The organism is Alteromonas sp. AMM-1, assembly GCF_047290655.1.
Taxonomy (GTDB): Bacteria; Pseudomonadota; Gammaproteobacteria; order Enterobacterales; family Alteromonadaceae; genus Alteromonas; species Alteromonas mangrovi.
In genome coordinates this window covers 1-23,531 of the sequence record NZ_JBLBUE010000045.1, presented here as the reverse complement: position 1 = coordinate 23,531, position 23,531 = coordinate 1, and the positions used below count along the sequence as shown (strand labels likewise).

20 protein-coding genes are annotated in these 23,531 nt (G+C 48.5%); 9 read left to right on the top strand and 11 right to left on the bottom strand.

All coding sequences use genetic code 11. The features are described from left to right. Positions 1 to 809 (bottom strand): sugar phosphate nucleotidyltransferase (locus ACLR2L_RS09810; RefSeq protein WP_413367812.1); only part of this gene is annotated, 809 nt, incomplete at its 3' end. Between the two features lie 282 nt (positions 810 to 1,091). Here ACLR2L_RS09810 and ACLR2L_RS09805 point away from each other — a divergent pair. The 3 genes from ACLR2L_RS09805 to ACLR2L_RS09795 all read left to right on the top strand — a co-directional run bounded on the left by ACLR2L_RS09805 (position 1,092) and on the right by ACLR2L_RS09795 (position 3,903). Continuing rightward, the gene (locus ACLR2L_RS09805; protein ID WP_413367810.1) at positions 1,092 to 2,051 is read left to right on the top strand and encodes a nucleoside hydrolase; all 960 of its coding nucleotides are present in this window, start codon (positions 1,092 to 1,094) and stop codon (positions 2,049 to 2,051) included. Positions 2,052 to 2,095: 44 nt separating this feature from the next. Then, complete coding sequence (locus ACLR2L_RS09800; RefSeq protein WP_413367808.1) at positions 2,096 to 2,635, top strand: SRPBCC family protein; 540 nt, start codon at positions 2,096 to 2,098, stop codon at positions 2,633 to 2,635. Positions 2,636 to 2,742: 107 nt separating this feature from the next. After that, a complete protein-coding gene (locus tag ACLR2L_RS09795) occupies positions 2,743 to 3,903 on the top strand; it encodes an MFS transporter (protein WP_413367806.1) in 1,161 nt (386 codons plus the stop codon). 3 nt (positions 3,904 to 3,906) lie between these two features. Here the strand turns inward: ACLR2L_RS09795 and ACLR2L_RS09790 are convergent, their stop codons facing one another. From ACLR2L_RS09790 to ACLR2L_RS09755, 8 genes are all read right to left on the bottom strand, one after another. Then, positions 3,907 to 5,151, bottom strand: coding sequence for a HupE/UreJ family protein (locus ACLR2L_RS09790; protein WP_413367804.1), 1,245 nt, complete (start codon positions 5,149 to 5,151; stop codon positions 3,907 to 3,909). Further along, the gene (locus ACLR2L_RS09785) at positions 5,151 to 6,365 is read right to left on the bottom strand and encodes a DUF3500 domain-containing protein (RefSeq protein WP_413367802.1); all 1,215 of its coding nucleotides are present in this window, start codon (positions 6,363 to 6,365) and stop codon (positions 5,151 to 5,153) included. Before ACLR2L_RS09785 ends, ACLR2L_RS09790 begins: the two co-directional genes overlap by 1 nt. Positions 6,366 to 6,634: 269 nt before the next feature. Beyond that, positions 6,635 to 7,555: a hydroxymethylglutaryl-CoA lyase gene (locus ACLR2L_RS09780; RefSeq protein WP_413367800.1), complete on the bottom strand. Its 921-nt coding sequence runs from the start codon at positions 7,553 to 7,555 to the stop codon at positions 6,635 to 6,637. Continuing rightward, on the bottom strand, positions 7,545 to 9,503 hold the full coding sequence (locus ACLR2L_RS09775) for an acetyl/propionyl/methylcrotonyl-CoA carboxylase subunit alpha (protein ID WP_413367798.1): 1,959 nt from the start codon (positions 9,501 to 9,503) through the stop codon (positions 7,545 to 7,547). The genes ACLR2L_RS09780 and ACLR2L_RS09775 overlap by 11 nt, the downstream gene beginning before the upstream one ends. Then, positions 9,503 to 10,297: an enoyl-CoA hydratase/isomerase family protein gene (locus tag ACLR2L_RS09770; RefSeq protein ID WP_413367796.1), complete on the bottom strand. Its 795-nt coding sequence runs from the start codon at positions 10,295 to 10,297 to the stop codon at positions 9,503 to 9,505. The genes ACLR2L_RS09775 and ACLR2L_RS09770 overlap by 1 nt, the downstream gene beginning before the upstream one ends. 9 nt (positions 10,298 to 10,306) lie before the next feature. Further along, positions 10,307 to 11,914: a carboxyl transferase domain-containing protein gene (locus tag ACLR2L_RS09765; RefSeq protein WP_413367794.1), complete on the bottom strand. Its 1,608-nt coding sequence runs from the start codon at positions 11,912 to 11,914 to the stop codon at positions 10,307 to 10,309. Positions 11,915 to 11,953: 39 nt separating this feature from the next. Beyond that, the gene (locus tag ACLR2L_RS09760) at positions 11,954 to 13,123 is read right to left on the bottom strand and encodes an isovaleryl-CoA dehydrogenase (protein WP_140957052.1); all 1,170 of its coding nucleotides are present in this window, start codon (positions 13,121 to 13,123) and stop codon (positions 11,954 to 11,956) included. Between the two features lies 1 nt (position 13,124). Next, the gene (locus ACLR2L_RS09755; RefSeq protein WP_413367791.1) at positions 13,125 to 13,526 is read right to left on the bottom strand and encodes a MerR family transcriptional regulator; all 402 of its coding nucleotides are present in this window, start codon (positions 13,524 to 13,526) and stop codon (positions 13,125 to 13,127) included. A gap of 481 nt (positions 13,527 to 14,007) precedes the next feature. Here ACLR2L_RS09755 and ACLR2L_RS09750 point away from each other — a divergent pair, with 481 nt between their 5' ends. The 3 genes from ACLR2L_RS09750 (at position 14,008) to ACLR2L_RS09740 (ending at position 17,524) form a co-directional block, all read left to right on the top strand. Further along, complete coding sequence (locus ACLR2L_RS09750) at positions 14,008 to 15,183, top strand: thiolase family protein (protein WP_413367789.1); 1,176 nt, start codon at positions 14,008 to 14,010, stop codon at positions 15,181 to 15,183. A gap of 181 nt (positions 15,184 to 15,364) precedes the next feature. Then, on the top strand, positions 15,365 to 16,783 hold the full coding sequence (locus tag ACLR2L_RS09745; protein WP_413367787.1) for a GGDEF domain-containing protein: 1,419 nt from the start codon (positions 15,365 to 15,367) through the stop codon (positions 16,781 to 16,783). 294 nt (positions 16,784 to 17,077) lie between these two features. Continuing rightward, positions 17,078 to 17,524 carry an SRPBCC family protein gene (locus tag ACLR2L_RS09740; RefSeq protein WP_413367785.1) on the top strand — a complete coding sequence of 149 codons (447 nt, stop codon included), beginning with the start codon at positions 17,078 to 17,080 and terminating at the stop codon, positions 17,522 to 17,524. A 124-nt stretch (positions 17,525 to 17,648) separates the two neighbouring features. Here the strand turns inward: ACLR2L_RS09740 and ACLR2L_RS09735 are convergent, their stop codons facing one another. Then, positions 17,649 to 19,304, bottom strand: a complete 1,656-nt coding sequence (locus ACLR2L_RS09735; RefSeq protein WP_413367783.1) for a DUF342 domain-containing protein — start codon at positions 19,302 to 19,304, stop codon at positions 17,649 to 17,651. Between the two features lie 175 nt (positions 19,305 to 19,479). Further along, positions 19,480 to 20,919 (bottom strand): exodeoxyribonuclease I, encoded by a 1,440-nt coding sequence (gene sbcB, locus ACLR2L_RS09730; RefSeq protein WP_413367781.1) that lies wholly within the window; start codon positions 20,917 to 20,919, stop codon positions 19,480 to 19,482. Positions 20,920 to 21,257: 338 nt separating this feature from the next. Between sbcB and ACLR2L_RS09725 the strand changes: the two genes are divergently transcribed. The 3 genes from ACLR2L_RS09725 to ACLR2L_RS09715 all read left to right on the top strand — a co-directional run bounded on the left by ACLR2L_RS09725 (position 21,258) and on the right by ACLR2L_RS09715 (position 23,327). Further along, a complete protein-coding gene (locus ACLR2L_RS09725; RefSeq protein WP_413367779.1) occupies positions 21,258 to 22,271 on the top strand; it encodes an isoaspartyl peptidase/L-asparaginase family protein in 1,014 nt (337 codons plus the stop codon). Between the two features lie 89 nt (positions 22,272 to 22,360). After that, positions 22,361 to 22,705: a nucleoside-diphosphate sugar epimerase/dehydratase gene (locus ACLR2L_RS09720; RefSeq protein WP_413367777.1), complete on the top strand. Its 345-nt coding sequence runs from the start codon at positions 22,361 to 22,363 to the stop codon at positions 22,703 to 22,705. 202 nt (positions 22,706 to 22,907) lie between these two features. Beyond that, on the top strand, positions 22,908 to 23,327 hold the full coding sequence (locus ACLR2L_RS09715) for a CBS domain-containing protein (protein WP_140957061.1): 420 nt from the start codon (positions 22,908 to 22,910) through the stop codon (positions 23,325 to 23,327). Positions 23,328 to 23,531: the final 204 nt, after the last annotated feature.

Genomic DNA, 23,531 nt, shown 5'->3' with positions numbered 1-23,531 from the left:
GTACCTACATCGCGCCAGTAAACGTGCTCGTTGTCGTTGCTTTGGAAGGGATAGGCAAATACATCCTGATCCTCAATAATACTGGGAATAATGTCTTTACCGAAATCCCGCTCAGAACCAGATGTTTCTGCGTCACGGCGCAGTTGTTCAAACAGGAATTCAGTATCAAATACGTAATTACCCATCGACGCCAGACACATATCGGGTTCGCCTGGCAGCGGATCGGGGGAGGCCGGTTTTTCAGCGAAACCTGTGATACGCAGTTCTTCATCCACCGACATAACACCAAACGCACCGGCGGCTTCTTCAACGGGAACTTTCATACAGCACACCGTCATCTTGGCACCGGTTTCTACGTGCCTTGCCAGCAGATCACCGTAGTCCATACGATAGATGTGGTCGCCAGACAAAATCATAACGTACTTGGGTAATTCTTCACGAATAATATCGATGTTCTGGAATACTGCATCGGCAGTCCCTTCATACCAGTTTTCGGAAAAGCGCTGCGATGCTGGCAAAATTTCTACCGACTCACCCAGCTCCTTTTTAAAGTGGCCCCAACCACGCACCAGGTGGCGGATCAATGAGTGTGATTTGTATTGCGTGATCACGCCAATTCGGCGGATGCCAGAGTTAATACAGTTGGATAACGGGAAGTCGATAATGCGGAATTTACCACCAAAATACAGGGCGGGTTTGGCACGCCAGGTGGTCAGCTCATGTAATCGTGAACCTCGTCCTCCTGCGAGGATGAGAGCATAAGTATCTCGGGTTAGGTTACTGATATAACGAGAGCTGTTGTCGGCCATTCTATTCTCCTTCTGACACGCACAGTCGGCAGATACCCAAGTGGTCGGGCAAGTACCTGAAGTTGACAGTGTTCAGCACTGAATCACTGCACTATAAATTATATTAATTTTCACTATCTTACGCTGAGTATAAATATTGCTCAAGCCAGTATTTATAAAGATTTAAATAAGCTGGAATTCTGTTGGAATTATTGTAATGTAATACCCAATTTCTGCGCGAATTGGTATACATCAAACTCGCTTTTCTACTGTTTTTTATCGTTTTCAGAATGAATACTTCACATGTCTAAACAACCCGTAATTTTCGACCACGACGGTGGGATCGACGATTTACTTTCGTTGATTTTACTGCTGTGTATGCCGCACATTGAACTCAAAGCTGTGTGTATTACACCAGCCGATTGCTACCCGGATGACGCACTGGAATCTACCTTAAAAATATTGCATATGTTTAATGCAACCAACGTGAAAGTGGCTGTAGGGAATATTATTGGCCCCAATCCCTTTCCCGCAGACTGGCGCGCGCAACCCCGGTTTTGCAGAGCGTTGCCAGCGTTTCTTCGCAGTCAAGCCAATTATGCGCAGCGTGTTACTGAACCTGCGCATCAATTGATGTCTCAGATTATCTCGGCCAGTAACGTGTCGGTTACGGTATTAATGACCGGCCCGGCTTCTAATTTGGCAGCCGCAGTTAATTGTTCTGCTGAATTAAAGCGTAACATTGCAAAAGTAGTGTGGATGGGCGGCGCTATCGATGTGCGTGGCAATGTGGCGATGCACGATCACAACGGTACTGCCGAATGGAATGCGTATTGGCACCCTCAGGCAACCTATGATTTATTGGCTGCGGAATTACCGCTGGTGTTGGTGCCTTTAGATGCAACGAACCGGTTACCAGTAAGTTGGGATTTCCTGGAGAAGCTGTCTGCGCTGGGCACGCCATTGGCTGAATTGGCCGGGCAATGCTGGGCCGCAACGGTGACGGCCATTCCTGCCTACGAATTTACTTATTTTATGTGGGATGTTCTGGCAACTTGCGTGCTGGGCATCCATGATGACGCAATCAATATTGTTAATGGTAAATGTATGGCGTCAACGCGCACGCCAAATGCCGGCCAAATCTGGCAGGAAACGTCGGGTTTTGAATGTAAATGGCTCTCAGATGCCAATGCCCAAAAGGTAATTGACTATATTTTTTGCCTGTTACAATCAAAAAATGCCGTAAATCTCTCAATTTGTTAAATTGATGTTATAATTCTCCTGGGTCAACACTAACAGGGGATGCTATGCCGGGGAGCAAAGCAGCATTAAATCTAATCATCATACTGATCTTTGTTGGATTAGTTGGGGTGGTTTTGCCCAGTGAATACAGGGTTGAGCGCTCAATTGAAATTGAGGCGCCAGCCAGTGTCATTTACCCCATGGTTGTCGACCTTAAAAAATGGCAACAATGGAGTAGCTGGGGGCGGCTCGATCCGGTTGCAATTTATTCTTACGATGGGCCCGACCGGGCAATAGGCATGCGTGTTCAATGGCAAAGCGATGTATTGGGAATTGGCTCAATTCAAATTGACTCCCTGCAATTTAACCGCATGCTCACATATTCCTTGCACAATGTTACCCAAGGTATTGAAGCCACTGGTGAAATCCGTCTTGACGCGTCAAATAATGGTATCCGTGTTACCTGGTCCAGCCAGGGAGATGTGGGTTTAAATATCATCGATCGCTATAAACTACTTACGTTTGATGACAAATTAGGCCGGGACATGGAAGTGGGCCTGGAGAATATCAAAGTACTAGCCGAAAATAGCCTGGTAAGTCATTAATATGAGCGCAGTGCGATCCTTTCTTTCTTTGTAGGCGTAAAACCAAATAACCGTTATCCCCTTATGTATTTTTTGGCACGTCATCAGTGCGATCATGGAAGTAACCGATGAATAAACGCCATTGCCAACTCATTATATCCCTTTGTGCGAGCAAACTAGCCGACCTGTTGATATCGGCAAAAACAACGCTACCGGCGCTGATGCTGGCGGTGGGCGCGCCGGTGTGGATGGTAAGCTGGCTGGTTCCTATTCGTGAGTCAGGCGCGTTATTGCCGCAAGCTTTACTGGGCGTATGGTTGCGCAACATGCCAGCCAGACACAAGGTGTGGCGAATTGGGATGGTATTGCAGTTTCTCGCAGTGACAGGCATTGCGCTGGCTGCTTCAACATTTGATGGCGTTCAGGCAGGTTACGGCATTCTCTTGGGATTAATATTACTCAGTCTGGGCCGGTCGGTTTGCTCGTTAACCATGAAGGATATTCAGGCTGATATCGTTAGCAAAGGTCAGCGTGGCAAAGTATTGGGGATGGCCTCTACATTGTCGGGCGTCCTCACACTCTGTATTGCTGTACCGTTTACCTGGTGGAGCAATCAACTCGACAAGTCGCTGGCTGTGGCTATTATTGCATTTGCGTCGCTTTCATACTTGTTGGGATTGCTGGCACTTATCAGTAATCGCACAGAGGTTGAATCGCCTTCCAGGCAAGGTGATGGTATCAAATGGAAAGTAGATAGCACCGTATGGCGCTTTATTGCGGTTCGGGGATTTTTCGTGCATAGCGCACTATTGGCACCTTACTTTATGGTGCAAAGTGAGCAGGATGCCATGCAATTATTACCTTATTTTTTGGCTGCGCAGGCATTGGCAACGATGCTTTCATCGTTTATGTGGGGAAAAATAGCCGATATAAGCGCGCGTTTAACCTTGCAGTTATCGGGGTGGCTGGCGCTCATTGCCTGCGGATTACATTACTGGTTACCCGGTAGCAGTGTGTATGCTGCGGGAGTGTGTTTTTTTGTGCTGGCATTGGCACATACTGGTGTAAGAGCCGGGCGCAAGACTTATAGTCTGGATGTTAAGGAAGGGCAGCAACGCACTGAGCTGGTGGCATTCAGCAACACCGCCATTGGGATAATTATGCTGGCGTTTGGTGCGGGGTATGCCTTACTGGCGGCCACTACTCAAATAGACATTATCGCAATAATGGCTGTCGCTCTGTTGATTGGCATGTTGCTAACCCTTATTCTGCCAGCAGAGAAATCCTGATGATCAATGGTATGTGTGCGACACGCATTGATGTTTGCGTTTCGGATGGCAAGCATACAACAGCGCAGTGCCAAGTAATCCAATCCCCAGTAATTGTGTTAACACAGTGGCGGTGAGGGAGGTGTCAACATTTGCCATAAAGGGCGACATGCGCTGAATTACCCAGACCACCGACAGGGCCACCACTAACGAGGCTAAAGTCATTCGCAATGTGGTGTACATTCGGGTTTGTCGCCATAGGTTAATACAAGGCACCAGTAAGCAGACTAACCCTATCTGAACGCATTCAATACCCAAATTAAAACTCATGGCTGCGAGTGCGGTTGTAGAGGCGCTAAGCCCGGTAACATTTATTGCCGATGAAAATGCCATACCGTGGATGAGTCCAAAACCCGCCGCAATCCAATAAGGTTGTCTGGTAAAAACCGGTACCATAACGTGTATGGCGCTGACCAATACGGTAACGGCCACCGCAACTTCTATCCAATTGCTGATCACTGGTACGGGCAATAACAGATTGGCGAGCAGTGTGATGGTGTGACCCAAAGTAAAAGCACTGACGAGTTTAATGCTATCGGTAACGCTAGCACGGTGTTGATGCCACTTGCGGTGTCGAATGGTTAATCCATTCACTAACAATAAACACAGTAAAAATGCCAGATGATCGCTACCGGTTACGATGTGGGCCATGCCATGCGTAAACAGACTCATCATTACCGGAAGTTCAGGCGTTACAGCGGCGATTGCAACGTGGTTATGTTTGTACCGCAATACGCCAAGCAGAGCAGGGCCATCGACCAGCGTACCCTGATAGATATCATTTGCCATTGTTACCACAGTTTGATGATTGATTACTTTGTGCTGGATAACATCATAGGTGAGTTGCAATGTTTGCTCTTGTGATGCCTTAAAAAAGGCAGTAGCGGGTACTTTTACAACGAACTCGCTGTTTTCCTCGCTTAACCAACTCTGTCCGAAGCGAATCTCCAACGGATGATCAGACTGAAGCAGTGACATGTGTTGATTCAGATAACGGTTTAATACCGCAATATTTGGTTCTTTAGCAAATTGCCACCGGCTCGCCGATGGCAAGGCTACGGCAAGCTGGTCGAGCGGTAACGAGAGTAAAAACGTTACCTGCTGATAGTCACGACTAATTTCAATCTGACTTTGACTGGCAGGGTGAGCGTGAGCTGATAAGGCCCACGTCACGCTCAGAAACAGCAGAAATGCCCGTAAGGTTAACATTATAAACTACTGCCGTAATCGTATAACTTATCGCGGAAAATCGTATGGTAATGTGTTTGATTTCTAACAATTACACCGTTTTGACATACCAGTTCTAGCCAAATTCGCGGGCCATCAATGCGCATGTATGTGCCATTGGAATCCACGTTAATAGTGCTCGATGAGGATCCTGCAAACGCAATGTAGGTATCGGCGAAGGCTTCCTCACTGGTGTAATCGGCCAGTAAATGATCGGCCACATTGGCAGGATAATCATTTACCCAGGTACTAATGGCAGCGGTTACCAGTGCTTGCTGTTCTGCTGTCAAATCTGAGACCAGTACCCCTTTTCGGTCGCTGCCTGTCGGATAATCTGACGGGTAGGTGCCATTGCCGTTATCTGGGCCAACTAACACATCTGAGTACCATTCGCCTGTTAAATAGGCCGTGTTGAACTCGCTGTCGGTTAAGCCTTCAAACATGGCCACAAGCGCATCCCCCTCATCCTTCAGCGGGGCGTAAGTTGATGAATTAATTTCGAAGCTGGCTTTCGGCTCTACACCTTCGTGCATTGGCACCGGGTAGCCCGTTCCACCAATGTAGGTGATATTAAACGCCATATGGTGTCCGCCGAATTGCAGCATCCAGTCATCTGTTACGGATGGCTCTCCAATAAAGGCAATATAGTAATTCGCCGAGCCATAGGCGCTGCCACCACCAATGTCCACCAGGTAATCATCGGCAGCTAACAGGCCTTCCAAATCATCAAAGCCCTGCTCGGTTAAGGCAACCATCATTACGGCCAATGCGGCATCTAACTGCGTGTCACTTAGGCTACCTATACGAAGGCCGTTGCGCGACACTGAGGGTAAGTTAGACCAGGTTGTTTTTGCTGTGCTGTCGTTGAAATCGTAAATCAAATTGTTTTGCTGAGTAGTACTTAGTGTCGCGATAAAGGCCTCAGCTTTGCACACTAACTCGGCCATTTCACCGCTTTCACTACAAGCCGCTCCTGTAGTATCCTCATCCGATGAATCGTCTGATGTGTCATCAGCACTGCTATCATCGCCACTGTCGCCGGTTGTATCGTCATCTGTGCTATCGCTACTAGTACCCGATGAACTGTCTGAACCCGATTGATCACTACTACTGCTGGATGAGTTGGAATCCGTTACTGTGGTGTTTGTTTCACTACTGCCACATGCCGTTAACATCAACACTAGACATAATGGCATTATTCGAACCAGATTTTTCCCCAAACTATATGAAGAAGTTATTGCAACTGACATAGTTATCTCCGCAAACCAATCGATATTTTGATTTGATCAGGCACGAGTGCACTAAACAAATCTATTCTGATGATTGGTCACATTTTGAGTTGAAAAATTCCCGCAAAGCTGCGCCTTTGCAGAAGATTTACACTTTGGTTTGAAAAGTTAGCCAAAAGGCTAAATCTCCCGCACCATCGAAAAGTCGAATAGCGCGGGCGGCAGGTGAGCTGGGGTTAAAAGCTTCGGTTACACTTTGCCAACATCGCGGTATAGGTTCGCGAGGTAGGTTTGCGCTCCAAATGACCAAACATGGCATTTGAAGCGGCGAGCACCGCATTCAGATTTACGCCGGTTTCAATTCCCATTCCGTTTAACATGTACACCACATCTTCTGTGGCAACATTGCCACTGGCCCCAGCGGCGTAAGGGCAACCTCCAAGACCGCCAGCAGCACTGTCGATAGTGGAAATACCGTATTGCAGCGCCACTACCAGGTTAGCCAGAGCCTGACCATAAGTGTCGTGGAAGTGAGCCGCGAGCTTTGTTGCTTCGATATCCCTTAACAGGGTATCCAGCAAACGGTGAGTGTGCCCCGGTGTGCCCACGCCAATAGTGTCGCCTAATGATACTTCGTAGCAGCCCATGTCGAGCAGGGTTTTGCATACATCAGCCACTTTATCCGGAGCGATATCTCCCTCGTAAGGGCAGCCCATCACGCAAGACAAATAGCCACGCACGCGCAATCCTTGATCGTTTGCCATTTGCATAACGGTTTCAAAGCGTTTCAGGCTATCGGCTATGCTGCAATTAATATTGCGCTGAGAAAATGCCTCAGACGCCGCTGCAAAAATTGCCACCTCATCAACACCGGCGTTAATGGCAGCCTGCATGCCTTTATCGTTGGGGGTTAAGGCGCTGAAAGTGACACCCGGCGTGCGATTTATTGCAGCAAACACCTGAGCAGAGTCAGCCATTTGCGGCACCCATTTGGGCGACACAAAACTGCCAGCCTCAATGCGATTCAACCCGGCTCTGGCCAGCGCATGAATAAAGTCGGTTTTGGCCTGCAATGGGATAGTTTGTGCTTCGTTTTGTAAACCGTCCCTTGGGCCTACTTCAACAATACTGACTTTGGAAGGGTAGTTACGCGTCATCGGCTACAAACTCCAGTAGTGATGCACCGCCATCCACCAGGTCGCCGGCATTATAGTAAAACTCGCTCACCATACCGTTAGACGGCGCAGTAACATTGTGTTCCATCTTCATAGCTTCCATTACCAGTAACGGCGTGCCTTTTTTAACCGGCGAGTTGGCCTCTACCAGCAGTTTAACAATGGTCCCGTTCATTGGGGCAACGCACCCGCTGTCGTGGCTGTCGTCGTGTACACCAATATCAATTGATGCCTGCGCGAAGAGGAGTGTTTCCGCTTGCCAGAACAACGCCCACTGGTTAGCTGATTTATTTACACAGGCCATGTTGTGTTTACTTCGGTGGCCATTAATTTCACAGTGTAGTGTGCCGTGTTGCCAGCTACCGCTGACTTGCCATTGCTGTTCGCTATGCTCAATAGTGTAGTGCTGCGCGTGCGAGGTGACGGCTAACACAACACTGCGTCCGTTACACTCAAGCTGCAATTGCTGCTTAAAGCAATGATTCATGCGCCAGTTGGTTAATTCACTGGTGTCCGCAGGTTGCTGATTTAACAGCAGTTGTAAAGCCATTACGGGCAGCAACGAATCGGCCATTACGGGTGCAATTAATTCGGCTTCGTGGTGCGGGATAAAATGCGTCGTCAAGTGGGCGTCGGCAAATGCATGATGTTGCATTACCCGGTTCACGTAGCCGATGTTAGTGGTAACGCCTACAACATGAGTGTCTTTCAGACATGCCAGCATACGCAGGCGGGCTTCTTCGCGATTTCTACCCCAGGTGATCACCTTGGCAATCATGGGATCGTAATGCACTGATACCGTATCGCCTTGCTGAAAACCTGTATCAATACGAACCGATTCCGAGACCTGCGGAAAATGTAAATGACTTAGCGTACCGGTTGAGGGCAAGAAGCCGTTATCGGGATCTTCTGCGTATACCCGCACTTCAAAGGCGTGCCCGTTACAGGATAATTGTTCCTGGGATTTAGGTAATGGATTGCCCTGGGCTACGCTGAGTTGCCAGGCAACCAAATCTTCACCGGTTATGTATTCCGTTACCGGGTGTTCAACCTGTAAACGCGTATTCATTTCCATAAAGTAAAAGGCATCGCCATCGAGCAGAAACTCTACCGTACCTGCGCCTACATAACCGATAGCTTTAGCGGCATCCAGAGCACTTTCACCCATGTGTTTGCGCACATATTCAGACAAACCCGGAGCAGGGGCTTCCTCAATAATTTTTTGATGACGTCGCTGTACCGAACAGTCGCGTTCAAACAAGTACACGCCATTGCCGTGGCTGTCGCAAAATACCTGGATTTCCACATGGCGTGGCTGGGTAAGGAATTTTTCGACCAGCATGGTATCATCGCCAAAGCTGGCTTTGGCTTCGCGTTTGGCGGCTGCCAGTGCGGCGTCAAAATCCGCTTCCTGCATAACCTGACGCATGCCTTTGCCCCCACCACCGGCCGCTGCTTTTAACATAACAGGAAAGCCAATCTCGCGAGCGGCGTTTAACAGGGTTTGCTCATCCTGATCATCACCATGATAGCCAGGTACCAATGGCACGCCTGCTTGCTCCATAATCTGCTTGGCTTTGGACTTTGAGCCCATTGCGTCAATGGCGCTGGCGGGGGGCCCAACAAAAATAATGCCTTCGGCCTCGCAACGGCGGGCGAAACCGGCATTTTCAGACAGAAAGCCATAACCGGGGTGAATTGCATTGGCACCAGTGGCTTTAGCGGCAGCAATGATTTTATCTTGCACCAGATAGCTTTGCGCGGCGGGTGCCGGGCCAATAGCTACCGCTTCATCTGCCATATGGGTATGCATGGCTTGACTGTCAGCATCAGAATATACCGCCACGGTGGGGATGTGCATGGCCTTGGCTGTGCGCATTACGCGACACGCAATCTCCCCTCGGTTGGCAATCAATAATTTATGGATCATTATTCAGACTCCTTTACCCAGGCAGGTACACGTTTCTCCAGGAAAGCATTTAAGCCTTCCTGACCTTCCTCAGACACACGAATACGCGCAATCCAATCACTGGTTGTCTGCATCATCGTCCCGTCTATGGGGGCGCCCGCAACCTTATCGACCAGCGCTTTGGCTTGAGCTACCGCATTCGGACCGTTGCGCAACAGGGCCGACAAAAGCGTGTTTACTTCGTCGTCTAATTGTTCTTCGCTTACCGCTTCACTCACCAGACCCAGGCGACGTGCCCGGTATGCCGAAAACACTTCAGCAGTTTGGAAATAGCGCTTTGCTACGCGTTTACCCATCGCTTCAATTACGTAAGGGCTGATGGTGGCCGGGATCAAACCGAGTTTTACTTCACTTAAACAAAACTTACTGAGCTTGCAGGCTATCGCAATATCGCAGCAAGCAATTAAACCTACCGCGCCACCAAATGCTGCACCTTGCACACGGGCAATAGTGGGTTTGGGCAGGCGATATAAGGTTTGTAGCATCGCCGCTAATTGCAGGGCATCAGTGCGGTTTTGTACTTCACTGTAGGCAGCCATGCGTTGCATCCAGCCCGCGTCAGCACCGGCGCAGAAGTTTTTGCCATTGCTGGCCAGTACCACTGCACGCACAGCAGGATCGCTGCCTGCCTGCTCAAAACAACGGGTAAGCTCGGCTATCATGACGTCGTCAAAAGCGTTGTGTTTTTCCGGGCGGTTCAGTGTGATGCTGGCTACGCCCCTGTCATCAACGTTGTAAAGAATATCTTGGGTCATGGTGGTTCCTTACATTCTGAACACGCCAAACTGGGTGTCTTCAATGGGTTTGTTTAAACTGGCGCTCAGCGCTAAAGCCAGTACATTGCGGGTTTGCGCCGGATCAATTACGCCGTCGTCCCATAAACGCGCAGAAGCGTAATAGGGATGACCTTGCTGCTCGTAGTTATCAATGACCGGTTGCTTAACCGCGCGTTCTTCCTCGGGGGTCCAGGTTTCCCCAGCACGCAGTTTTTGCTCCTTTTTCACCTGTGCCAGTACGCCTGCCGCCTGTTCGCCACCCATTACGGAAATGCGGGCGTTGGGCCACATAAACATAAAGCGCGGATCGTAAGCTCGACCACACATGCCGTAGTTACCGGCACCAAAGCTACCGCCAATTAATACGGTGAGTTTGGGTACGTTGGCGCAAGCCACGGCGTTCACCATTTTGGCGCCGTGTTTGGCAATGCCATCGGCTTCGTATTGTTTACCCACCATAAAGCCGGTGATGTTTTGCAGGAATATCAGCGGGATTTTGCGCTGACAACACAGTTCAATGAAATGTGCGCCTTTTTGCGCTGACTCGCTGAACAAAATACCGTTGTTTGCCACAATACCAACGGGCATACCGTGTAAGCGGGCAAAGCCGCACACCAGTGTAGTACCGTAACGCGCTTTGAATTCATCAAAGTCGGAGTCGTCTACAATACGGGCAATCACTTCGCGCACATCAAACGGCTGACGCAGGTCCTGCGGCACAATACCGTACAGTTCATGCGCCGGGTAGCGCGGTGCCTTGATGGGCTCTTGGGTTACCGTGACGGGCTTTTTGCGATTTAAACGCGCAACGGCATCACGGGCAATTTCCAGCGCGTGGTGGTCGTTATTAGCCAGGTGATCGGCAACACCGGAAATGCGGGTGTGTACGTCACCACCGCCTAATTCTTCGGCCGTTACTTCTTCACCTGTTGCGGCTTTTACCAGTGGCGGGCCAGCCAAAAAGATAGTGCCTTGCTGCTTTACAATCACACTTTCGTCGGCCATGGCCGGAACATAAGCACCACCAGCGGTACACGAACCCATTACCACGGCAATTTGCGGAATGTTTTGCGATGACATTCTGGCCTGATTAAAGAAAATACGGCCAAAGTGTTCGCGATCCGGGAATACTTCATCCTGACGGGGCAGGTTGGCGCCGCCGCTGTCTACCAGGTAGATACATGGCAGGTGACATTGTTCTGCAATCGCCTGGGCCCGTAAGTGCTTTTTCACGGTTAACGGGTAATAGCTGCCGCCTTTAACCGTGGCATCGTTGGCAACGATCATACACTCCACGCCACTCACTATGCCTACACCCGCAATGACACCCGCGCAGGGTACATAATCTTCGTACACATTCCAGGCGGCTAACTGGCCAATTTCGAGGAATGGTGATCCTGCATCCAGCAACGCATCAATGCGTTCGCGGGGTAATAATTTGCCTTTTTCCTTATGGCGGGCAACGTATTTCTCGCCACCCCCCTGCATGATTTGCGCAATAGTCTTTTGCAAATCTGCCACCACATTCTGCATGGCCTGGTAGTTATTTTTATAGGCTTCAGACTGGTTGTTTATATTGGTATTGAGTACAGGCATAGCGCCTCCTCTTTTTTCTGTCGTTAACTGCCTGAATGATTATGCGGTTTCTTTAAACAATTCGCGGCCAATCAACATACGGCGAATTTCCGACGTTCCCGCGCCAATTTCATACAGCTTGGCATCGCGCAGTAAGCGACCGGTAGGGTATTCGTTGATGTAGCCGTTGCCGCCCAGCAGCTGGATAGCGTCCAGCGCCATTTTCGTTGCCAGCTCGGCAGAATAAAGAATAGCGCCTGCTGCATCTTTACGGGTGGTTTCGCCGCGATCGCAGGCTTTTGCAACAGCGTAAACATACGCTCTTGCTGCATTCATTTGCGTGTACATGTCGGCTACTTTGCCTTGCACCAACTGGAATTCACCAATTGACTGGCCAAATTGCTGGCGGTCGTGGATGTAAGGTACAACGATGTCCATGCACGATTGCATGATACCCAGTGGGCCACCCGACAGGACCAGACGCTCGTAATCGAGACCGCTCATGAGTACGCGCACACCGCCACCCACTTCGCCCAGTACGTTTTCTTCGGGTACTTCGCAGTCTTTAAACACCAGTTCACAGGTATTCGATGAGCGCATGCCCAGTTTGTCGAGTTTTTGTGCGCGGCTAAAGCCCGGGAAGTCGCGTTCAACTATAAACGCAGTAATGCCTTTGGGGCCTGCGTTGACATCGGTTTTAGCGTAGATCACAAAGGTATGGGCATCAGGACCATTTGTGATCCACATTTTGTTACCGTTGAGGATATATTTATCGCCCACCTTTTTAGCTGCCAGCTTCATGCTTACTACGTCTGAACCGGCATTTGGTTCGCTCATGGCCAATGCACCAATGTGTTCACCGCTTACCAGTTTTGGCAGGTATTTTTCGCGCTGTGCATCGTTCCCGTTTTTGTAAATCTGATTGACGCAAAGGTTAGAGTGCGCGCCGTAGCTCAAGCCGATACCGCCTGATGCCCGGCTGATTTCTTCCATAGCAACGGTGTGGGCCAGATAGCCCATATCTGCGCCGCCGTATTGCTCACTTACGGTAACGCCGAGTAATCCCATTTCACCTAATTTGGGCCAGAGGGCATTGGGAAAGGCATTGTCTTCATCGGCTTTAGCTGCAAGCGGAGCAATTTCGTTTTGCGCAAATTGAAAAACGTGGTCGCGCAACATGTCAATGTCTTCGCCTAACGCGAAATTAAGGGTAGGGTAGTGGGCTGTCATTTTATTCACCTCTTAGTAAATCGGCTAATTCTTCGCGGCAACGTGTTTCAACGTCATCCAACTCTGTCATGAGCATTTGAATGTCGTGTAATTGCTGTCGAAGTACGGCTCGTTTTTGTTCGGTCAGTTGCAGCATGGTTTTCAACTGCGCACTGGAATTCGGGTTGCTGTCGTACAACTCGAACAGATTTTTTATTTCGGCTAATGAGAAGCCCAACCTCTTACCACGCATAATTAGCTTTAACCTGACGCGGTCTTTGTTACAGTAGATACGGTTCTGTCCGGTACGTTTGGGGCTCAGCAATGACTGTTCTTCATAAAAACGTATTGAACGAGGGGTAATATCGAATTCCCTGGCAAGTTCTCCGATGGTGTAGGTTGATTCATTTTCTTGATTGGTCATTAGCCGATTTCCTAAAGTCTCACCTGTAGTTACCCGGTAGTGTTGTATTGTAAACAGACTGCAGTTTACGTTAACGTTAGGTTGAGTTAACGTAAAGGTAAAGTAACAATTCATTAACGTCAATGGCGTGAAGTGCGAGGCTTTCTATAAAACCAAAGTCTTGTGTTTATTTTTGTATACAGGTGTAAGCTAAGGCTTGTTTATTTTTGCTGTAATGATTGCTTTTGTTCGTGTGCAGGTGTTGAGTTAACTGCACATAGCCGTGCAAAAAATCGGCAAGCAAATAAAAGCAATGATGCGGTTCCGGCTTACCGGGAACCGGTAACCGGTAACCGGGAATCGGGAACAATAAACAGACCGCAGCTGAACGTGATCTGTCGTTGTTGGTAAATTACTGACGGGATAAGTGCGCCACTCGTAACACTTATTCTACAGGTTGGTATTAACTGTTTGTGTAAAACCTAAATGAGGCAAGGAAACTATGAGTAAAGAATCTGTCGTTATCGTCGCTGCAAAACGTACTCCCATGGGTGGTTTTATGGGTGGTTTGTCGGCGTTACCCGCAACAGACCTGGGTGCGGAAGCAATTAAGTCTGTTTGTGGTGGTATTGACGTCAATGTCATCGATGAAGTGATTATGGGATGTGTATTGCCTGCAGGTTTAGGACAGTCGCCAGCTCGTCAGGCGTCTTTAAAGGCTGAATTACCACTGGCAGCCGGTGTCGTTACGATTAACAAGGTATGTGGTTCAGGTTTAAAAGCCGTTATGCTGGCGTCTGATATGATTCAGTCTGGCAGTGCCGAAGTAATTGTGGCGGGTGGTATGGAAAGCATGAGTAATGCACCTTATTTACTGCCTAAAGCCCGCGCGGGTTATCGCATGGGGCATGGTCAGGTTATGGACCACATGATGCTGGACGGTTTGGAAAACGCCTATGACGGTCAGGCAATGGGCTGCTTTGCTCAGGCAACCGCTGATGCAGAAGGATTGACCCGCGAAATGATGGACGAATTCGCCATCGGTTCGTTATCAAAAGCAAATGAGGCAATCAGTTCAGGAACGTTTAGCGATGAGATCACGCCGATCACGGTTGCCACGCGCAAGGGTGATGTAGTGGTTGATACCGACGAAGGCCCGCTGGGTGCAAAACCTGAGAAAATTCCAACGCTTCGCCCGGCATTTAAGCGCGATGGTACCGTTACCGCCGCCAACTCAAGTTCAATTTCAGACGGTGCAGCAGCACTCTTGGTAATGAGTGAATCAAAAGCGGCGGCACTGGGGTTAACACCGCTGGCGAAAGTAGTGGCTCATGCAACGAACTCTATTAAGCCGGAAGACTTTACTGTTGCGCCTGTTGGGGCAATGGAAAAAGTACTCGATAAAGCAGGCTGGACCAAAGACGATGTTGATTTATACGAAATCAATGAAGCGTTTGCAATGGTAACCATGTTAGCAATCAAGAAGTTAGGTCTTGATGCTGCAAAAGTGAATGTGAAAGGCGGTGCGTGTGCGTTGGGTCACCCGATTGGTGCGTCAGGTGCACGTATTCTGGTAACGCTACTTCATGCGCTGAAACAACAAGGTAAATCCAAAGGGGTTGCGTCTTTGTGTATCGGCGGTGGTGAAGGCGTCGCGTTAGCGGTAGAAATGCTTTAAAACCTAAGTTGGAACGAGGCGCATTAGCGCCTCGTTATTTGAACATGTCGCGACCAAACGTTCTGTTTTAAAGTAACTATAAGCTCTTAACTACCTGTTTCATTGGCTTTTCTGTACTGTTTAAGTTGATTTCACTCCTGTGAAAACGCATACTTAACTGAAATAAGAATACATTGTTACCATGTTCAAGTTTAAAGATATTTTAGTGCGATGGCTGGTGTTTTCTGCCCTATTTTTCGGCATGACGTCTTCTGCAACTGCTTCGCCAACAACCGTTACCTATTGTATTAATCCTTCGTGGGTGCCGTATGAAATGCTGCGCAATGGCGCGCATGTTGGCATTTCTGCAGAATACCTGGAAGTAATAGGTGAACTCGCCGACATCAAATTTGAGTTGGTTGTAACCGATAGCTGGCAGCAATCACTGGAATTTGTACAAACTGGTAAGTGCATGGTGTTGCCCATGCTTGCACAGTCTTACGCTCACCGTACTTTTCTGAGTTTTACCTCGCCGTATTTTGCTACCCCCAATGTGCTGGTCAGTGATAGTTATGATGTGATGTATCACGGCGTAGATGGTTTAACTCATCAGTTGGTCGCAGTCGACAAAAACAGTTATTTAGCTGAATACTTAGCACGTTATTACCCCGATATCAGGCTGCAGTTAATGAATTCAGAAACTGAGGCTGTGAGGGAATTAGTGCGTGGTAATGTGGATGTAATGGCAGGAGCAATGCTAAGTGTGAATTCGGAATTGAACCGAATGAACCTGCAAGACATGGCAATTACCGGATATCTCGAGCCCATGCATTTATTGCGAATGGGGGTGAACAGAGCGCATGCTGAGCTGGTACCCGTTCTCAATTCTGCGATTGAACGCATTCCCGAAGCCACCAGTGTTGCTATTTATAAACGTTGGAATAACGTAAAGAGCCAAAGGCAACAGGACTTCCGCCTGGGAATCATGGTAGTGTTTTGTGGCGGTATTGTGCTGGCAACGCTGATTTGGCGAAAAAATTTGCTGCGTCGTTGTTCGCGTGAAATGCGGCACAAGCAGGATGAAATGGAGAATCTTCAAACGGTTCTGCTTGAAAAAAACCGCATGCTGGAGTTTTTGTCTTCACACGATACGGCAACCAATCTGTACAACCGCAATTTTATGCTGCATCGAGCCGAAGACGAAGTGTCGCGCTTTAACCGTTTTCATACTGCCGCCAGTTTGATTTTATTCGATTTTACCAGTCATTCTGTAAGACAGATGAACAGCAGGCCGTTAATTAATGAAGAAGGCATAAAAGAGTTAGCCAGGATTTGTTTATCTTGTGTTCGCGAAGTAGACATTGCCGGTCGCTGGAGCTCAGAACAAATTATTGTATTGTGTCCGCAAACTCCAATATCTGCTTCTAAAGTGCTGGCTGAGCGGCTAAAAGAAGCGGTTGAGACGCACCAAAGACCCGATATCCGCGAGTTGCCATTCTCAATTGGTTTGGCCGCGTTACAAGAAGGCGAAACCTTCGCCGACTGGTACGAAAGGGCCAGTCAGGCACTGTATCTGGCGCGTCGCCAACACGGCGGAAAGGTAATGATAGCCGAAACGTGATTGTGTGAGCTAATCCTTTCATAGAACAAACACCGCGTTTTCACCATTTTTTGTTAGCGCTTAAATAGCTACCTAACAGAACATATCATACTTGCTGTCGTCCCTGAATGGCGAAGCGATATCCGCGAACTCCTTAATTGGCCGAAAGGTTACCACTACCTTTATTTACGCGAACGAAATAAATAGGTAACACTCTACCGCTGGCTGTAATGTATTGATTCTGGGCATCATGCAGAGATTGTTAGCGTGGGTGAGTCTGCATGCCAAATGAATTATCAAATTAGGAGCAATTGTATGGCCACTAACACAATTAACATTCATCGGGTTTTTCGTGCAGAGCCTGAATTGATTTACCGGGCATTCCTTGATGGTGCTGCATTATCAAAATGGCTTCCTCCCAATGGATTTACCTGCAACGTTGATCATATCAATGCAGTGGTTGGTGGTACTTTCAAAATGTCATTTACGAATTTTTCGTCAGGCAATATGCACTCCTTTGGTGGGGAGTACCTTGAATTGGTTCCCAATGAATTAATTCGATACACAGACAAATTTGAAGACCCAAACCTGCCGGGAGAAATTCTCGTTACCATTATCTTAAAGAAAGTCCTGTGTGGTACAGAGATGTATATTGAGCAAGCGGGTATTCCAGATGTAATACCGCCAGAAATGTGTTACTTGGGGTGGCAAGAATCGTTAATACTGTTGGGCAAGCTGGTTGAAACAGTAGTGGCAGAATAGTGCTATGTGGTTTTGCAGTGCAACAACACCCCGCAAAACCACAATTGACCAACCGCCGGCTATCACAACGTGTTAGGTGTTTGCATTAATTTCCTGAAACGTTCAAACATCTACACGTTACCAATCAGGTAATAGGCTCATATTTCCATTGATGCATGTCGTAGCTTACCTTAGCTCGTTCGTATTCCCGCTCTGAACGCCAGGTACGGTTATTGAGCTTTACGGTTACCCCTGAATACATCTTTTTGGTCGCGATTAAATGTGCGGCTTGTTGGTAATGTAATTTGGCTTCCAGCAGTTCTACTGATTTGCTTTCCATCCACGACAGTAAGGTCGTTTCATGCCTCAACATCTCTTTGGCTTCCGTTACTTTGGCAAGCAGCGACTTGGGGACCACCCGGTTATTAATGAGATCAATTTTTTCCTTGTGTCGCACTGTATTCGAGCGGATTTGTTGAAGCAATTCCTCAAAAAATTCTTTACGAGCCTGTAACTGATTGAAACCGTTGCTGAAGTCGATTCGCAGCGTACTGCCTGATATTGCCCCAACCGTCCCCGCGATGACCGGCCCCTGACTGCTGACTTCACAGGCAAAGATGTTGCCTTGAGGATGCTCTGGTCGCCCGATTATAACGCCTCCGCCTGAGTTAACCCGGCAGTGCGCCAGTTGGCGCCCTACGTTTAAACTGCCTCCGCAAAGAATGTCAACGCCCTGGCCGTGCTGAATATAGATACTGCCGCCGGCTTTTAACTGACAGGTGTACTCGCGCATTACATCCTGTTGTTTGCCCATGGCACCTTCGGTAATAATGATGTCGCCACCAGCCTCAATCATTGCCGATTCAGCGAATCCATTAACAGTGACATCACCTTTGGCTTTAACGTGCATGTTTTCTGTAACATCACCGTTCACCAACACCGAGCCTTCGTAATTAACATGCCCGGTACCTACATTTACCCCAGGGCAAATAAAGGTGTCGTCTACCTGCATGATTAAATCCTGGTATTTAGGCATACCGGCTATGGTCGACATCACCAGATTTTCGTCGTGATCACTGATGGCCGTGCCATTACCAATTTTTAATGGGATCCAATCGCCTTCCTTTGATACCAGCTTATTGCCGCGCACATCAAATCCGCTGCGACCCTTGGTGGGGGGCTCCCTGCGCAACACTTCCGCGTGCGCTTTTACACACACAATCTCTCCCAGGTTGCGCATGTCTACTTTGGATTGGTTTGACTGTTGTGGACGCAATACCCGATCAAGTGCGTTGGGTACCAGAGGGCGCTGCCTGGAAGAACGGCCATCCCGGGGCGGCAGTCCTTTGGCTATGAGCCCTTCAACACGTTTACCCGGCTCGGCTTCTTTAACCTGATTGATAAGGGCAGTAACACGCTTTTTACCCAGGCCCCGGCGTATATTGGCTTTATTTGCAAGCCTCAGTACCTGTTGTAATTCAGGGACCTGACCTCCGTGCGGAGCGGTAAAAATGGCATAACCTGACATGTTATCTTCGCTGATGCGAAACTCCAGTTCGCAATGCCGCCGTTCACCCACTTGTTCCATAACACTGGAGGTGTCTTTGGTTTTATAAAAGTGATTGGCTTTGTCGCACGTAGCTTTAATTGCTGACTGAGATAAATAAACTTCGTTGAAACCCTGTTCGCACATGGCATCGTAAACGGCCTGAGCATTGAGTTCCTGCTCGAGCTGATCGGGTGCGATGGATAGCGTAACGTGATTGCGATTTACATCGAACGAAAACTGAACACCTTTCATTGCAATTCCCGTCCTTTATCGTGTTTAGTTGCCTGGAAAAAACACTGCTTTTTATTATTAAGTGCACTTTGGGCATTGCTTGCCTCAGGTTCTTTTGTGCTGAACCTGTAACAGGTAAAGGGACATACTTCTCGCGTATGACACTTATACTAAAGATGCACTAATACCAACAAAATCACAAGTTTTGTGCGTAGGCATACAGGGCTTTTAATATTGCTTTGTTTTGCGCGTTGTCGGCGTGTTGCTCAGCCAGTTTTTCCAGTTCAAATAAATACGCTTCCAGCGTAATACTGGCGGGGGAAGCCGGGTCGGTTAACCTAAACTGCCGGTGACGTTGCCACTTTTGACTTTCTTCGTAGGTGAGGGTGTTTGGGTAATTCCTGGCGCGATAGCGAAATAACTGGGATTTCAGCGTAGGGTTGTGAATTTTATCAGCCAGGCTTACCAATTGCTCTGGTGCGGATTCTCTCACCGCGGTACACCAGTGTTTTTCTTCATTGGTTAAAAAGCCCCCGCTGTATAGCGCATGATCCGGATCCTGTTCCAGTTCGTCGTGCTCTGTGTGGTACAACTCAACCAGTTTTTGAATCCAACTGGTGTGTGCAACAAGCTGCCGGTAATGCGCCAAACACTGTTCTCTGTCTAATCCTAATCGCGCCGCCGTGTCTTCAGTCAGCGCCTTGGCAGTAGTGACAAAAGGCGAGCGATTAATGTGGATAAGTTTAATGCCAGGGCGAAGTTCGCCGTCTTGCATGTCTTCCTGTTTGCGATATAAGCGCGCCTTTAAGGATTCGGTATCCAGTTCGAGAATGGGCGTGGGATCCGAGTGTAAATCCACTGTAATAATCGCATTTGGGTTTGTTGGGTGCTGCGCAACAGGCAGGATCCAGGTGCAACACCCCTGACTGGCTGGAATTTTAGAGGAAACATGCACCAACGGCGTGAGTTGTTGTAGGTTTATTTGTTTGAGTACGTTGGCTTTTTGACGTAACGACAGCGCAAACTCAAATAATTTTGGTTGTTTTGTTTTAATCAGTCTGGCCAGCGCAATGGTTGCCCGCACATCGGATAACGCGTCGTGCGCGTGTCCGTGGTCGATACCGTTGGCCGCGGTGAGCAGTTCCAGTTTAAAACTTGGCGAGCCATCTTCACGTAATGGCCATTCTATGCCTTCCGGGCGAAGCGCATAGCATGCGCGCACCAAATCAATGATGTCCCATCGGCTATTGCCGTTTTGCCATTCCCGCGCGTAAGGATCGTAAAAATTCCGGTAAAACAGATAGCGCGATACTTCATCGTCGAACCGAATACTGTTGTAACCCACCACACAAGTGCCAGGTTCCATCATGGCCTGCTGTATCTTGGCGGCAAAATCCGCCTCAGTCATACCATCTCTGAGCGTGTGTTGCGGCGTCAAGCCCGTTACCAGAGCGGCCTGCGGCTGGGGTAAGTAGTCGTTAGCGATCTGGCACAGAATGTTGATAGGTTTGCCGATTTCATTCAAATCTGCATCGGTGCGAATGGCAGCAAACTGGCTGGGCATGTCTTTTTGCGGGCTGACGCCCCAGGTTTCGTAATCGTGCCAGAGAAAGCTGGCTGGGCTTGGTTGACTCATCGTTTAACGGTACTTTTATTAGTAGTTACTTTTATCGTCACGAGCGCAATATTCTCAAAGATAACGATGCTATGTGCCATTGAACTCAGCACTGGACAGGCCACATGAAAATCTGGCAGGTAATGATAGCGATACTAACATGCCCCCCAGAGGGACCCAAGCGCAAACCGCTATTCTTCACTGGAAACGGTTTGCTGGCGTCGTTTCTGTGTTCATGCGAAACACGTTAAATTCGATGAACGTCAACTTTTGCACACTACTTCAACTGGTCATCAATACTGGAAACCCGTAAAGTAATAGGTTCAACAGACCCTACTATCGAGTTACTGGGAACACACATGAGTATAATTAAAAAACTGTCTGTCGTTTGGTTAAGTAGTTGTATGGCGCTATCGGCCTGGAGCCAGGAAGTAGCCATTGTGATCCACGGCGGGGCGGGAACTATTTTGCAGGCCAGCATGACGCCCGAGCGCGAAGCCGAATATGTTGCTGCGCTGCAAGCGGCCGTTCAAATGGGCTATGGGCTGCTTAAAAGTGGCGCAAAAGGTGAAGAGGCCGTAGTGGCGGCTATTCAGGTTATGGAAACATCGCCTTTGTTTAACGCCGGTATTGGTGCGGTGTATAACTTTGAAGGTCAGCATGAGTTAGACGCCTCGATTATGCACGGCGGTACGCTGAATGCCGGTGCCGTAGCGGGGGTTAAAACCATTCGTAGTCCAATTGCTGCAGCGTTGGCGGTGATGGAGCAATCTCCACACGTGTTATTAAGTGGCAAGGGGGCGGAAGAATTTGCTGAATCGATTGGCATGGAGCCGGTAAAAAATACCTTGTTTAATACCGAGCGCCGTTACAAGGCGCTGCTAAAAGCCAAAGAACGCATTCTGAATGCGAATATTACTTATGGTGGTCAGCAGGGTAATGAACGTTTTGGCACAGTGGGAGCCGTGGTACTCGACCAATACGGCAATCTTGTAGCGGGTACCTCAACTGGCGGCATGACCGCAAAGCGTTATGGGCGGATTGGAGATTCACCTATTATTGGTGCGGGTACTTATGCTGATAATGCCAGCTGCGCCGTCTCGGCTACCGGTCATGGTGAGTATTTTATTCGCTATCACGTTGCAGCAGATATTTGCAGCAGAATGAAGTATCGCAACGACTCATTGGCCGACGCAGCTAATGCGGTGGTAAATGATGTGCTGGTAAAAGCAGAAGGCGATGGCGGTATTATTGCGGTGGATGCAAAAGGGAATATCGTGGCGGTGTTTAACACCTCTGGCATGTACCGCGCACAAATAGATACCCAGGGCAACATGAAAGTGGGTATTTATGAAGAGTGGATCACGGAATGAAGCGCAAGTAACTGCGCGATCAGTTGTGATTGAGGCACAACTGGAAATCTATGTTTAAACGTTTCTTCACTCGTACAAAGGCGGCGTCCGTGCCAGTTATTATTGTTGGCACGGATTACTTGTCTTATCAGTTAGGTGAATCCCTTAAACAACAACAGCAGTTCGTTCCGCTTTTTTTCATTAATCAGGAGCCCTGGCATCATCGCACCAAAATGCTGGATGCCGAGCTTCGTTATGAAAATGAGTTAATTGCGTTGGTAAAACATTACGGTATTCGGGCGGTATGCTGTGTTGAACCAACGGATTACCAGCGTTATCAGACGCACTTCGCCGACCAATTACACACACATCATTGCAAAGTCCTATTCAGCCCGTCTGCAGCAGAATTACCGTCGCTTTTTAAAGCAACATCCTCTTCCATAGCAAATAGTTAAATTCCTATAGTCATCATTGCTTTTATGCATGTGATTTTTCTGAAACTGCGCTACGCTTAAATTAGACGAGTTTCTGGCAATACAGGCTATACCAAGCGCTAGAGGCTGTTGATACGCGTTTAGCAGTCCGTACAGGCAACCTCAGGATAATAACAACTATGCAGTACCAGCCGTTTTGGGCTATCGCTGCGCAGGAGGAAAAATGGAATCGTTGCAGGTTTGCGATTATATGAACCACCATCCCGTTAAACTTAGCCGCAATATGCCCGTGGCAGAAGCTGTGGAGCGTTTGCTGCATAAGCAGCAGTCTGGTGGGCCGGTGTTGGATGAAGACGGAAAATTATGTGGCTTTTTGTCTGAACAGGACTGCATTAAAGCCATGGTTGAATCTACCTACTACCGCGAACAGGTTTGCAGAGTGGGTGAGATCATGCATTCGCCGGTAATGACAGTGACAGACACCATGTCTATCTTAGAAGTGGCAGAAAAACTACTAATTGAAAAACCGAAAATGTATCCCGTAGTTAACGCCGATGGGGCGTTGGTTGGGTGTATTAGTCGTACCCAGATTTTGGCAGCAATCGATAAACAGCTTCACGCAGAATACCCTAAAACCGCCTGATATCCTGTTCGCCTCATGTTAACCATGCTTGATATGAGGCAACTGCTCCAAATAGCTGCAACTAGGGCGTGTTGATCTTTGCTGTATTAATTTTGTTCGTTCTAGGTGTTCAGCGATCGCGGCGCATGTTCGCAGGTGCAGTGGTTCTGCATCAAGAGCATGCAACAAAGAGCGGTGGACACCTAGAGCGAACCCTTCGGGCAG